Here is a 13,142-nt window from a genome sequence, read left to right as displayed (position 1 = left end):
TTTGTATTGCCGAACTGCCGTCACAATCGATCTGCCTGTCAAAATCCTTGGTTCTGCCGTGGGGTGCGCGCAGGAGCCCTACACCCATGAAGCGTATGCTTTTTAATGCAACTCAAGCCGAAGAGTTGCGCGTTGCGATTGTCGACGGCCAGAAACTGATCGACCTCGACATCGAAACCGTCGGCAAAGAACAACGCAAATCCAATATCTACAAAGGCATTATTACCCGCATCGAGCCATCGCTCGAAGCGTGTTTTGTCGATTACGGTTGCGACCGTCATGGCTTTTTGCCATTCAAAGAAATCGCCCGCGCTTACCTCAGTGAAGGTGACGGTGGCCGCGGCCGCATCGCTGATAGCCTGAAAGAGGGCCAGCAACTGATCGTTCAAGTAGAAAAAGACGAGCGCGGCAATAAAGGCGCAGCACTGACCACCTACATTAGCTTGGCTGGTCGTTACCTCGTACTCATGCCAAACAATCCGCGTGGCGGCGGTGTTTCGCGTCGCATCGAAGGCGAAGAGCGCAATGAATTGCGCGCCGCGATGGATCAACTCGAAACACCAAACGGCATGAGCCTGATTGCGCGTACCGCAGCCATCGGCCGCAATGCCGAAGAATTGCAGTGGGACCTGGGGTATCTACTGCAACTCTGGAGAGCCATTGAAGGTGCAGCCAATACCCAGACGGGTGCTTTCCTGATTTACCAGGAATCCAGCCTTGTCATTCGCGCGATTCGCGATTACTTCCAGCCTGATATCGGCGAATTGCTAATCGATAAAAAAGATATTTACGAGCAAGCTCAGCAGTTTATGAGCCACGTCATGCCCAACAATGTGCATAAAGTGAAGTTCTACCAAGACGACGTGCCGCTATTCTCGCGCTTCCAGATCGAACATCAAATCGAAACTGCATACTCGCGTGAGGTGAGCTTGCCTTCAGGCGGCGCCATCGTGCTTGATCGCACCGAAGCGTTGTGGTCGATTGACGTGAACTCGGCCAAAGCGACACGCGGCGGCGATATCGAAGAAACCGCGCTGCGCACCAATCTGGAAGCCGCCGATGAAATCGCACGCCAGATGCGTTTGCGCGACGTAGGCGGTTTGATCGTGATCGATTTTATCGACATGGAAAACCCGAAAAACCAGCGCGACGTTGAAAACCGCGTGCGTGAAGCGCTGCACCACGACCGTGCCCGCGTCCAGACCGGCAAAATCAGCCGCTTTGGCCTGATGGAATTGTCACGCCAACGCCTGCAACCATCACTCGAAGAAACCAGCCATATCGCTTGCCCACGCTGCCACGGCACCGGTTTTATTCGCGGCATCGAATCATCGGCATTGCACATCCTGCGCATCATTCAGGAAGAAGCAATGAAGGAAAACACTGGCGCGCTGCATGCGCAAGTGCCGGTGGATGTTGCGACCTTCTTGCTCAATGAAAAACGTGCTGAATTGTTCGCCGTTGAAGCGCGCCTGAAAGTCGGCGTAATGCTGATTCCAAATATGCATTTGGAAACGCCAAACTACAGCATTACTCGTGTGCGCTCGGAAGACGTTTTGTCTTACGAAGATGCCCTGCCGTCATACCGCATGGTGGAACAGCCTGCAGAAGAAGGCTACAAGCCCGGCAAAGGCAAAGAAGAGCAAGCTAAACGCCAGGAAGCGGCAGTGAAAGGTATTACGCCAGCGCAACCTGCCCCCGCCAGCACCGAACGTGCAGCCAAACCGGAAGTGAAAGCGGCACCAGCACAAACTTCGTTGTGGAAAAAAATCGTCGCGTGGTTTAGCAGTGAGCCGGACCAACCAAAACCGGTTGAAGAAGCCAAGCCTGCGCCACGCCAACCACGTGGTCGCAACGAGCGTCGTAATGGCCGCTTTGATCGCAATGAGAATCGCGAAGGGCGTGAAGGCCAGGCACCACGCGAACGCGGTGAACGCACTGAGCGCGGCGAAAAAGCCGAGCGCCCAGAACGGACGGATCGTAATAACCGTTCTGGCAAACCTCGTATCGAGGAAGACATCCAGAAACGTGAAGAGCGCCAGCAGCGCCCTCCTCGTGGCGAGCGTCAACCGCGCGAAGAGCGCCAGCGTCAGGAAGCACGCGCAGAGCAAGTGCAGGAGCCATTGAATACGCCTGCACTAGAGCTGAATGATGCAGCGACCGCTGAGCCAACCGCGAATACAGAAGCAAATGGTGAAACACGCAATCGCCGTCGTCGCAGCCGCCGTGATCGTCGCGACCGCAATGATCGCACTCATGCAGCAGACAACAGCACGACAGTAGAAACTGAAGAAGTTGCAGCACCTGCCTTTGTGCCTAACGAGGTGATCTTGCAACAGCAGGCCCAACAAGCGGCAGAAACAGCACAGGCCACTGCAACAGCCGAAGCAGTACAAGCAGTACCAGTTGTGACACCAGTTGCAACCGAGCCAAGTGCTCCGGCGGTAGAAGTTGTGAAAGTACAGGCAGAAGCAACGGCTGTGGCAGCACCAGTGGCCATAGCAGCCGAAGCAGCCTCTACCCCTATCACTGAAACGACACCAGCTGCGGCTGAAGACACTGCAAGCAACGCAGCAGCAGACGTTGCAGTCGAAGTAGCCAGCGAAGCACCTGCAGCAGAAGCAGGCAGTGCTGAGCCAGCGCCAATTGCCCCTGTCGCCGTTCAAGTAGCACCTGCAGCTGTAACGGAGTTTGTTGTAGCCAGCCCGGCAGAAGTCGGCCTGACTCAGGTTGCGACACGTGCAGAGCCTAGCCCAGCTGCCGACACCGAGCCAGCGCTACCGCAACGCCGTCGCCGCAAGGATGTGCAAAGCAACACCACTGAAACGGCAGTGACCCCGGAGCCATTACAACTGGTTGAAACTCGCTCTGCACCGACCGTCGCTACGGAAGAAATTACCGTTGCAGCACCTGCCCGCCGTCGCCGCAAAGACGTACAGGCGAGCATCTCAAACGAAGACAGTGCGCAAGCCACGCTAGCCCAAGTAGAAACCAAGCAATAAACTGACACTACTCTGAAAAAAACCACACCCAAAAGGTGTGGTTTTTTTATTTTCCAGCTAGCAGAGCCCGTTCGTCTGTTCTAGTATGAAATTGGTTTTAAACCGATAAGAAAAATGCCCACGGGAGTGTTGTCATGAAATTGGAAGAAGTGTTCGAACAAACGCATAAGCTACCAACGATTCCAAAGGTAGTACAAGAATTGATCGATAGTTTCAGCAATGACGATATCGACATCGACACCATTGCCAAAAAAATCGCGCTAGACCAGGTTATTACCGCCAAAGTATTACGTTTGGCCAACTCAGCCCATTTTGGTGCCAGCCGCCAGATTGGTTCAGTCCAAGAAGCCGTGGTAGTGCTGGGCTTTAATACCGTCAGAACCCTGGTTGTCGCTTCAGGTATCACGGGTGCATTCGTCGCCACTCCGGGCTTTGACCGCAAGAAATTCTGGAAAAACAGTCTGCAAGTGGCTACGGTTGCCAAATGGCTCTCCAAATTGGCCAAAATCAATGGTGAAGTCGCCTTCACTGCTGGCATGATTCACAACATTGGCGAAATGCTGATTCACATTGTAGCCCCCGAAATTGCAGTCAAAATTGATCAGTTTGTTGAAAACGGCGCAGCCGACCGGGTTGCGCTGGAAGACAACAATATCGGCTTTGACTACGTCATGGTTGGCGAAGAACTCGCCCGCCGCTGGAACTTCCCGGTAGCGATTCAGCAGGCGATCAAATACCAGAACCAGCCAGAGGATCAGGAGCCTTCAGATAAACTCTCGGCAATTTTGCATTTGGCCAAAGTCATCACTCATCAATTACAGGAATCGGCATCCACTGACGAAATATCAACTGCCATCTCCGATAGCATTACCCAACTGGCTGGTTTGGATCACACCAGCCTTGTTGAAAAACTGATTGAATTGGCTGATCTCTCGAGCGGACTGGACGAATTAATTGCCTAATTCGCAAACTGAATTTTTGCATCGAAGTCGTGGCCGTAGAGAAAAATAGGGAAAGACCTGATTATCTCAATAGCTAAAGCTTACTAGCATCAGGGCAGAGCATTGAAACCGTAAGATCGGTTATGATGTCTGCCCTTTTTCTTTACATCGCTGGAGAACTCACAATGTTGCGCACCCCATTTCGCTTCTTAACTACAGCTCTACTGGCCGGTCTGATGCTAAATGCTCCAGCGCATGCAGCCAAAACCTATCAGGTTGCTACCGATGCCGCTTATGCCCCGTTCGAATCGCTGAACGAGAAAAAAGAAGCTGTTGGCTTTGACATGGACATCATGAAAGCGGTTGCCGCCAAAGCAGGGTTGAAGATCAAGTTTGTCAACACCCCGTGGGAAGGCATTTTTGCCTCACTGAACAATGGCGATCGTGACATTGTGATTTCAGCGGTGACCATCACCCCGGAACGCAAGCAATCCATGGATTTCTCTGAACCCTACTTTGAAGCCAAACAGCTGATCGCCGTTGGCCAAAGCAGCAAAGTCAGCAAGCTAGCAGATTTGAAGGGCAAGAAAATTGGTGTCCAAACTGGCACGACCGGCGATGAAGTTGCACAAAAATTGCTCGGCAAAACCAGCCCGAATATCAAACGTTTTGAATCAACGCCACTGGCGATTCAGGAATTGCAGACTGGCGGTGTTGATGCAGTGATCGCAGATAACGGCGTTGTGGTCAACTATGTCGCCAACAATCCTAAAGCCAAGCTTAAAACCATTGATGACGCGACATTTGCCAAAGAGTACTACGGCATTGTGGTGAAAAAAGGCAATAAAGCACTGCTGGATCAAATCAATAAAGGCATCGCCGCAATCAAGGCTGATGGTACTTACGACAAGATTTACAAACAGTATTTCGGCAAATAAGGCATCGGCCTTTTTGGCTCATTAGCGAAGCACAATAAAGCGCAACCTTGAGTTGTGCTTTATTGTCTTGAGCGAACAGATTGGTACACGCAATGGATTTCAATCAATTTTGGCAACAAGTGCAGCATGCCGTCCCGCTGCTAGAAAACTTCCAGCTCCAGATGGTCTGGGAATATCGCGAGCTCTTTATCGACGGTATCAAAATGACGCTGGGCATCACGCTGATTGCCGTTATTTTGGGTACGCTGATCGGCTTGTTTGCTGGCATGGCACGTCTGGCCGACGTCAAGCACGGCCCGTGGAAGTATCCGGTCAGATTTTTTCTGCGCTGGCCCGCTACCGCCTATGTCACTTTTTTTCGTGGCACACCGCTCTTTGTACAGATTTTGCTAACCCATTTTGCCGTCATGCCCCTGCTGGTTCACCCCGATCATGGTTTGATTCTCAGCGGTGAAATGGCTTCAACACTGCGCCAGGAATACGGCGCCTTTCTATCCGGCCTTGTCGCCCTCACGCTCAATGCCGGAGCCTACATCACCGAAATTTTCCGCGCTGGCATTCAGTCAATTGCCAAAGGGCAGTTTGAAGCCGCACGCTCGCTGGGCATGAGCTACGGGCAAACCATGCGCTTTATTATTGTGCCGCAAGCATTTCGCCGCATGCTGCCGCCGCTAGGTAATGAAGCAATCATGCTGCTTAAAGATAGCTCGCTTGTTTCTGCCATTGGCTTGGGAGAGCTCGCCTACGCCGCCCGCACGGTGGCCGGTGCCTATTCGCGCTACTGGGAGCCCTACCTGACCATTTCACTGATCTATCTGATCATGACACTGGTACTGGCTGCCGGGGTCAACCATCTGGAGAAACGCTACCAGCAAAGCGGTGGCATTCACTAAACCGCCTGTTCCGGCCCAATGAAAAAGCCCGCATTGCGGGCTTTTTCATTGGTGGGTATATCCCTGCAATTAAATATGGAAAATGCTTTCAGCAATATACCCCTAGGGGATATAAGGCATGGCAATTTCGTCGCTGCGGCGAATGCCTGCCGTTGCCGTTTTGCATAAGTCTAGAAAAGCGCCCATGCTGGGCGTCTGGTATTTCTGTTTGTGCACCACAAAATGAAATTGCCGCGCCAGATCCAGCCCTGCAACATCCAGTGGCACCAGGCTACCGCGCCGGAAGGCGTCTTTCAGTGCCAGCCGCGAAATACACCCAATGCCGAGACCGGATTCAACCGCACGTTTGATCGCTTCGGTATGCTCCAGCTCCAGCCGGATATCCAGCTGCGATAAGGCGTGGCGCATGGCGAATTCGAAGGTTTGCCGCGTTCCCGAGCCCTGTTCACGCACAATCCACGACGCAGCCACCAGATCTTCAAAGCTGACTTTTTTTTGCTGCGCCAGCGGATGCTGCGGCGCGGCAAAGACCACCAGCTCATCGGCAACCCAGGGCAAAACAATCAGATCCGGGTGCTGGCAATCGCCTTCAATCAAGCCCAGATCCAGCTCGAAATGTACCACCTGGTTCACAATCGTCGCGGTGTTGTGCACGGCTAGGCTCACGCGGCAGCCCGGATGCTGGCGCATAAAATCACCAATCAGCAAGGTCGCCAGATAGTTGCCTATCGTCAGCGTAGCGCCAACACGCAAAGGGCCAAAGCCATGCTGGCCACTGAGCATGGCATCCATGCTTTGTGCCCGGTCGAGCAATTCGATTGCGCGCGGCAACAGCAGCGCCCCCAATTCATTGAGCTGCAAGCGTTTGCCGACGCGATCAAACAGCCGCATTTCATACTGGCGTTCCAGCTCGGCCAGCGCCGTGCTGGTCGCCGATTGCGACATTTTCAACTGCTCGGCGGCGCGCGATACACTCTCCCCCTGCCCCACAGCGACGAAAACTTCCAATTGCCTCAGGGTGAATTTCATTCTGCGCCTTCAATAAAATTGAATTGATTAATCCAAATTATAAATATAGGCAGCAGGTGAAGCAATCATCGGCAGTGGCAATCGGTGTATCAAAGCCGCTTCATGCAGGTGTCGTAGCGCCATTTAACCCGGTTGGCAAACCATTCAGTGGTGAGCTTGCGGGTAATTTTCGGGCTCTTCAGATCAATCTGCGGCATGCTGGCACGCGGCCAGCTTTTGCCATTACGCTCAGCCAGCGTATAGACTTTTTGATACAGGGACGACTGGGCAAATGCATTGAGCTTTTCCAGCTTCAGATCGCGCAATATTTCGTCCCGACTCAAGCCCAGCTGCGCAGACAAACCGTATAAAGCCGATTGCACACTGCTGGTACCGCTTGGATTGCCATTCTGGTAGCGCAACAGATCACCGTCCTCAACCAGCGCCTTGCCGCTTAAATGCGACACCACTTGCTGAAAAGCCGCGTTGCGGCTGGCATAGCGCCCGGCATTAAAATCGGCAAAGCGATACACCATATCGGTATAGGGCGCAGGGTATTGCAACAGAATGGCTGTACCGAAATACACCCCTCCCCGGCGCGTAAATACTTCGCTGCGCACGCTGCCTTTCAGTGCATACGGATAAGGCCAGACTTTGACATGCGACTGAGCAAACTCGATGCTCACCTGCATAGGCCCGCCAGTACGAATCGGGTTTTTCATATTCAGTGGCAATTTCAGATTCTTAGCCTCGGCCGCCAGATCTTCAAACAGATTGTTCATCTCGCGCTCGGTACGCAAGCTATCAATACGGGCTTTGTAGCTTTGCCCGGTAGGCGATGTTTTCAGCAGCGCGGTCTGCACCGCAAGCAGCGGCAGATGGTATTTTTCAGCCCGATCTTCAATCGCACCCCAGACAATTTTTGGCAAACCCGGCACCACCGGATCGCCTTGCCAGCTCGACTCCTGCTCAATGGTGGCGGCCAGCGCGCAAATATATTCCGGCGTGTAGGCCAGCTTGAGCGCGGTAAACGCGTCGAGCATATCGTCAATCCAGCCCTCGCGATCCGGCATTTTAGCGGGTAGCAGCTTGCCCATCAGCGCCCGTCCCTGCGCCTCGCTGATCTGCGGGCGCGCGCTCGGGCGCGCCGTTGGCGCTGCGCTGGGTGTTGGGCTCACGCTAGGCGTGGGCTGGGGAGTTTGGGCAAGGATGGTCTGCGCTGTTGCGGTTGGCGCCGGGCTCACGCCAGGCGTGCCCAGCGGCGCTGTTACGGGCTGGCTAGCACAGGCAGCAAGGAGCAAAGCCGCACTTAATATCAAGATCCGACGCATGGGTATTCGATTCCACTTCATAGAGGCGGCAAGCTTAAAGTTGCTGCTACACTGAATCAAGCATAAATACAAATGGTTACGCTCAAAAACGCACAAAAAGTGGCGCATTTTTTGGCTAAAACCTGTATAGTTCGCCCTTATTTAAAAAAATGACGCTCAAACAGATCGGCGTCAGCCTTACTGGAATAAAGCATGTCAAAAGAAGACGTAGTTGAAATGGAAGGTGTTGTGGCCGAGGTTTTCCCGGACACGCGCTTTCGTGTAACTCTGACGAATGGGATCGAAATCACCGCCTACGCTTCAGGCAAGATTCGTCAAAACCACATCCGTATTATCGCGGGCGACCGCGTGACCGTTGAAATGTCACCGTATGACCTAACCAAAGGTCGCGTCACTTTCCGTCACAAAGACGAGCGCGGCGGCCCTCCTTCAGGTGGCAATTTCCGCCGCCGCTAATACGGGTATACGGCTGCAAGCCAAGTGCAGACTTGGCTACAAGGCAATACCCCAAGACCGAGCTTAGGCTCGGTTTTTTTTATTGCCCATCGCACAGCACCGCATAGCAATTCACAGCATAAAAAAAAACCCAGCCAGCGCTGGGTTTTTTGTTTGATTCTTTCAATACCTTGCCGCTTATTCCAGACCACGGCTTTCGAGGTATTCCTCGTAACCCCCAAGGAAGTGGGTGTACGTGCCGTCACCGTTCAATTCTAGAATCTGCGTCGCCAAAGACGATACAAACTGGCGGTCGTGCGAGACGAAAATCAGCGTACCTTTATACAGCTCTAGCGCCATATTCAGCGACTCGATCGACTCCATATCCATGTGGTTGGTCGGCTCGTCCATCACCAGCACGTTCGGCTTTTGCAAAATCAATTTGCCGTACAACATGCGGCCTTTTTCACCACCCGACAGCACTTTGACCGATTTCTTCACGTCGTCGCCGCCAAACAGCAGACGACCCAGGATGCCGCGAATTACCTGATCATCGTCGCCTGGCTGGCCCCATTGCTTCATCCAGTCAAACAAGGTGATATCTTCAGCGAAGTCTTCTTCGTGATCCTGCGCAAAATAGCCCGGCTCGGCTTTTTCAGCCCACTTGATCGTGCCGGCATCCGGCTCCAGGACGCCAACCAGCATTTTCATCAGCGTGGATTTACCCACGCCGTTACCACCGATGACTGCCATTTTCTGGCCAGCTTCAAAGATGAAGTTCAACTTGGAAAACAGCGTTTTATCGAAGGCCTTCGACACATTGGTAATCTCAAAAGCTTGGCGATGCAGCTTTTGTTTATCGTCCATTTCAAAGCGGATATACGGGTTCTGCCGCGACGATGGTTTGACTTCAACCATACCTTCCTTGATTTTGTCCGCCAACTTCAAACGGCTGGTGGCTTGGCGGCTTTTCGACTTATTCGCGGCAAAGCGCTGCGCAAAAGCCTGCAACTCGGCCACACGCTCTTTGGCTTTACTGTTATCGGTCAGCGTCCGCTCACGCGCTTGCGTTGAAGCCAGCATGTAGTCGTCGTAATTGCCCGGATAAATCTGGATATTGCCGTAATCAACGTCGGCCACATGCGTACACACCTGATTCAAGAAGTGACGGTCATGGGAAATGATAATCATCGTTGAATTGCGTTCATTCAGCGTGTATTCCAACCAGCGAATCGTGTTGATGTCCAAGTTATTGGTTGGCTCATCGAGCAGCAGCACGTCAGGATTACTAAACAGCGCTTGCGCCAGCAATACGCGCAATTTCCAGCCTGGCGCTACATCCGACATCGGGCCATTGTGCTGCTCAATCGGCACACCCGCGCCCAACAGCAAAGCACCCGCGCGCGCTTCGGCGGTGTAGCCGTCAAATTCGGCAACCAGACCTTCGAGCTCGGCGGCGCGCATATAGTCGTCTTCGGTCGCTTCCAGATTGGCGTAAATCGCGTCACGCTCGTGGATCGCCGCCCACAATTCAACGTGACCTTGCATCACCACATCCAGCACGCGCTGGTCTTCATACGCGAATTGATCCTGCTTCAATTTACCCAGACGCACGCCGGGTTCGAGCGACACATTACCCGCAGATGGCTCCAGATCGCCACCGAGGATTTTCATAAAGGTCGATTTACCGCAACCATTGGCGCCAATCAAACCATAGCGATTGCCATCGCCGAATTTTACCGAGACTTTTTCGAACAGTGGCTTGGCGCCAAACTGCATCGTAATGCCATTAGAACTAATCATATTGTGCGTGTACCCTATCACCATCAGCGAGAAGAATTCGCTCAAGCTCGCCGCAAAGTGCGCAGCCAAGCGGCTGAAAACGCAGTATTTTATCACAGCCCCTGCGTCTGGTTTTGTAATTACAAAACAGCATGATTCGGGCAAAATGTGCACAACATCACATTACTGCAACAGCGCAGGCACTATATCTTGGAAAAACAAAGGCAAAGCTTGCCGCAAAGCCAAGAACACGTTTATCGTTGCAGAATAAAAATATATTTAATAATTAAGGCATAGCTAGGAATAACCCTATGTTTGACTTTAAAAGTCTGATCGGGGCGCTGCTCGGAAAACGCGAACAAGAAGGCGTCCACAACTACAAGTCGGCCACGATTATGATGCAGGAGCTCCCCGAGAGCGACATCCTGCAAGCGCAGATCGAAATTGTAAAAGCACTCAAGCAACTCAATAGCAACCCGAAAACCAGCGCCAAGGAACGCTTTAAAACCGTTCCCTACCTGGATGAAAAAGCCCGCTCGCTGCAGGCGCACCTAGTCGATATTTACCAAGGCAAAACACTGGACGATGGTGCCAGCCCGAAACAGGTTTTGCCAACCTTGCTGGCGTTCTGGAACGATATGGGCGATGCCTACCGTTTCTGTGTCAAACAAGCCAGCCAAAGCTTGCCACGCGGTCTGGAAAAAGAACTGCAGGTCTTTACACTGCGCGGCATTATGTATTTTGTCGAACAGGCTCGCTGGTCTTATTTGCGCTATATGGAAGTCGATAGCCGCACCTGGCGCAATCTGAACCGCCTCTACCTGTATGCCGAGCAACAGGGCTTTGCTTCTACCCCTTTGCAGCCGTATCCGGAAATGGAAATCACCGACGTACGCCGCGAATACATGGTACTGATGATGCTGTCGCTGGCGCACCCAGAAAAAATGCAATCAGCGCAAATCGAGCTGGTGACCCAATGGCTCAAGCGCTGGGTCAGCCGGATCGATCTGGAAACCCAGATCAATCCCAACCGCCAGCTCTTTGCCATTAATGTGGCCGGATCAACGCCACCCAAACGTTTACGCCGCGATATGGTCGGTGAAAACTGGCGCTACTGGTTTACCGAAACGCTGGTTTTACACATCAAGGAAACCATCGAAAAACTCAATCAGGGCGAAGAAGCCAGCCAGTTGGGGCTGCCACCGGATTCGGCCAATGCCGCCAATCTGGACTTGATGCAACATCTGATCTCGCTCTGGTCACGCGACGCGCCAGCACCGGTGCGCAAATCGGAGCGCCGCGCCACGCAAAAATCGATCAATGTCACACGCGGGCTTGATGATGTCATCAGCCATCTGCGCGGCACGCCACCGCAGCAATCAAGCCGGGATCGCTGGACGATTGATAATGAAAGCGCCACTGGCTTTGGTGTGAATTACCAGACAGAGCGCGAAGACGCGCTGCAAGTGGGTGAAATAGTCGGCATGGATGGTGTAGGCATGAGCCCGGTTTCGGTTGGCATTGTGCGCCGCATTACCAAAACCCGCGAAGGCCAGGTCAATGTCGGGATTGAAACGGTGTCGCAAACACCCATCGTCGTTGAGCTAACGCCGCTACTGGGTAATCGCAGCTTTTTTGGTGTGTACTCGCCAGAAAATACCACGATTAACCAGAATCGTTTCCTGGTCGTACCGCAAGCGTTTTTTGCCGACAACCGCGAGTTCCGTCTGGCTGCGCAAGGTAAAACCTACCGTATCCGACTCTCACCGGCGATTGAACACACGGCCAATGCATCACTGGCTAATTTCGCTGTTTTGGAAAAACTGTAAAAAATTTTGCAAAAAAGCGAGACAAGCGCAAAAAACCTTGCTAATATGCGCACCTATTCAAGAACGGAAGCGTGGCTGAGTGGTTTAAGGCAGCGGTCTTGAAAACCGTCGGGGATGTGAGTCCCCCCAGAGTTCGAATCTCTGCGCTTCCGCCAAAATCTTGAATAAAAATAAGGCTCTAGAGAAATCTGGGGCTTTTTTTTCGTTTTAAATTCGTTGCTCATTATTCCGCAAAACATCACCCATTCCGCAATTCAAGCTTAATCCATAGCAAACCTCTACGATTTCTACCCTGTCCTCTACTTGAAATTCTGACTACAGACTGCATTTCTAACAAAAGCAAGTCATCTATCCGCATAACAACATACAGGGTAATAAATATGCATCCCAAAGTATTTGTAAGCCATGCCAGTGAAGATAAAGAACGATTTGTAATCGAATTTGCTACTAAATTGAGAGCAAATGGTGTTGACGCATGGCTTGATAAATGGGAAATGCTGCCCGGGGATAGCTTAGTCGATAAAATTTTTGAGGAAGGTCTTAAAGACGCACAAGCAGTAATAATTGTCCTATCTGAGTTCAGCGTTAACAAGCCATGGGTTCGTGAAGAGCTGAATGCCAGCGTAGTTAGAAAACTCTCGAAAGGAACAAAAATCATTCCTGTAGTAATCGATGATTGTCAGGTTCCAGAATCACTTACCTCTACGCTCTGGGAAAAAATCCAAGATTTTAATAACTAAGTAGTTCCTTGCAACTAATTGGAATGAATTTTGCTTCAAAATAGGCTCTTCATAGGAGCCAAGCTTGAAACGTAATCTTTTAGGTCAACCACTCACGCCCGATGAAATCGTCATGTTAGAGAGCATGGCGCAACAGCATCATCACGCCAATTTTCGCCCACGCGCCTTGGGTTTATTGGCTTTGCACGAAGGAGAGTCGCCCAAGACCGTGAGCAAAATATTACGCATGAGCGAACAAATGGT

Annotated in this window: 10 protein-coding genes and 1 tRNA gene; 8 read left to right on the top strand and 3 right to left on the bottom strand. The window is 52.1% G+C overall.

What is annotated here, in order from left to right; translation table 11 throughout:
• Positions 1–86: 86 nt before the first annotated feature.
• The 4 genes from FLS37_RS06390 to FLS37_RS06375 all read left to right on the top strand — a co-directional run bounded on the left by FLS37_RS06390 (position 87) and on the right by FLS37_RS06375 (position 5,774).
• Positions 87–3,002 carry an Rne/Rng family ribonuclease gene (locus FLS37_RS06390; protein WP_157315140.1) on the top strand — a complete coding sequence of 972 codons (2,916 nt, stop codon included), beginning with the start codon at positions 87–89 and terminating at the stop codon, positions 3,000–3,002.
• Positions 3,003–3,136: 134 nt separating this feature from the next.
• Entirely contained in the window at positions 3,137–3,964 is an 828-nt protein-coding gene (locus FLS37_RS06385; RefSeq protein WP_157315138.1) for an HDOD domain-containing protein, read from the top strand.
• A 164-nt stretch (positions 3,965–4,128) separates the two neighbouring features.
• A complete protein-coding gene (locus FLS37_RS06380; RefSeq protein WP_157315136.1) occupies positions 4,129–4,881 on the top strand; it encodes a basic amino acid ABC transporter substrate-binding protein in 753 nt (250 codons plus the stop codon).
• A gap of 92 nt (positions 4,882–4,973) precedes the next feature.
• Positions 4,974–5,774, top strand: a complete 801-nt coding sequence (locus FLS37_RS06375) for an amino acid ABC transporter permease (protein ID WP_157315134.1) — start codon at positions 4,974–4,976, stop codon at positions 5,772–5,774.
• A gap of 102 nt (positions 5,775–5,876) precedes the next feature.
• Here FLS37_RS06375 and FLS37_RS06370 read toward each other — a convergent pair whose 3' ends face one another.
• The gene (locus FLS37_RS06370) at positions 5,877–6,803 is read right to left on the bottom strand and encodes a LysR family transcriptional regulator (RefSeq protein ID WP_157315132.1); all 927 of its coding nucleotides are present in this window, start codon (positions 6,801–6,803) and stop codon (positions 5,877–5,879) included.
• Positions 6,804–6,892: 89 nt separating this feature from the next.
• Complete coding sequence (locus FLS37_RS06365) at positions 6,893–8,113, bottom strand: DUF1615 domain-containing protein (RefSeq protein WP_157315130.1); 1,221 nt, start codon at positions 8,111–8,113, stop codon at positions 6,893–6,895.
• Positions 8,114–8,305: 192 nt separating this feature from the next.
• Between FLS37_RS06365 and infA the strand changes: the two genes are divergently transcribed.
• Complete coding sequence (gene infA / locus FLS37_RS06360) at positions 8,306–8,569, top strand: translation initiation factor IF-1 (protein ID WP_157315128.1); 264 nt, start codon at positions 8,306–8,308, stop codon at positions 8,567–8,569.
• 177 nt (positions 8,570–8,746) lie between these two features.
• Here the strand turns inward: infA and FLS37_RS06355 are convergent, their stop codons facing one another.
• Positions 8,747–10,351: an ABC-F family ATPase gene (locus FLS37_RS06355; RefSeq protein WP_157315127.1), complete on the bottom strand. Its 1,605-nt coding sequence runs from the start codon at positions 10,349–10,351 to the stop codon at positions 8,747–8,749.
• 290 nt (positions 10,352–10,641) lie between these two features.
• Here FLS37_RS06355 and FLS37_RS06350 point away from each other — a divergent pair, with 290 nt between their 5' ends.
• From FLS37_RS06350 to FLS37_RS06340, 3 genes are all read left to right on the top strand, one after another.
• Positions 10,642–12,159: a hypothetical protein gene (locus FLS37_RS06350; protein WP_157315126.1), complete on the top strand. Its 1,518-nt coding sequence runs from the start codon at positions 10,642–10,644 to the stop codon at positions 12,157–12,159.
• A gap of 65 nt (positions 12,160–12,224) precedes the next feature.
• Positions 12,225–12,314, top strand: a tRNA-Ser gene (locus tag FLS37_RS06345).
• A gap of 225 nt (positions 12,315–12,539) precedes the next feature.
• Positions 12,540–12,899: a toll/interleukin-1 receptor domain-containing protein gene (locus FLS37_RS06340; protein WP_157315125.1), complete on the top strand. Its 360-nt coding sequence runs from the start codon at positions 12,540–12,542 to the stop codon at positions 12,897–12,899.
• Positions 12,900–13,142 lie beyond the last annotated feature (243 nt).

This window comes from Chitinibacter sp. GC72 (assembly GCF_009760905.1).
Classification (GTDB): domain Bacteria; phylum Pseudomonadota; class Gammaproteobacteria; order Burkholderiales; family Chitinibacteraceae; genus Chitinibacter.
The sequence above is the reverse complement of the archived record's forward strand: the minus strand, read 5'-3'. Positions and strand labels throughout refer to the sequence as shown.

Excerpts from the sequence above, each read along its gene's own strand:
- FLS37_RS06390 (WP_157315140.1), top strand. The coding sequence starts at position 87 with ATGAAGCGTATGCTTTTTAATGCAACTCAAGCCGAAGAGTTGCGCGTT.
- FLS37_RS06385 (WP_157315138.1), top strand. The coding sequence starts at position 3,137 with ATGAAATTGGAAGAAGTGTTCGAACAAACGCATAAGCTACCAACGATT.
- FLS37_RS06380 (WP_157315136.1), top strand. The coding sequence starts at position 4,129 with ATGTTGCGCACCCCATTTCGCTTCTTAACTACAGCTCTACTGGCCGGT.
- FLS37_RS06375 (WP_157315134.1), top strand. The coding sequence starts at position 4,974 with ATGGATTTCAATCAATTTTGGCAACAAGTGCAGCATGCCGTCCCGCTG.
- FLS37_RS06370 (WP_157315132.1), bottom strand. The coding sequence starts at position 6,803 with ATGAAATTCACCCTGAGGCAATTGGAAGTTTTCGTCGCTGTGGGGCAG.
- FLS37_RS06365 (WP_157315130.1), bottom strand. The coding sequence starts at position 8,113 with ATGCGTCGGATCTTGATATTAAGTGCGGCTTTGCTCCTTGCTGCCTGT.
- infA (WP_157315128.1), top strand. The coding sequence starts at position 8,306 with ATGTCAAAAGAAGACGTAGTTGAAATGGAAGGTGTTGTGGCCGAGGTT.
- FLS37_RS06355 (WP_157315127.1), bottom strand. The coding sequence starts at position 10,351 with ATGATTAGTTCTAATGGCATTACGATGCAGTTTGGCGCCAAGCCACTG.
- FLS37_RS06350 (WP_157315126.1), top strand. The coding sequence starts at position 10,642 with ATGTTTGACTTTAAAAGTCTGATCGGGGCGCTGCTCGGAAAACGCGAA.
- FLS37_RS06340 (WP_157315125.1), top strand. The coding sequence starts at position 12,540 with ATGCATCCCAAAGTATTTGTAAGCCATGCCAGTGAAGATAAAGAACGA.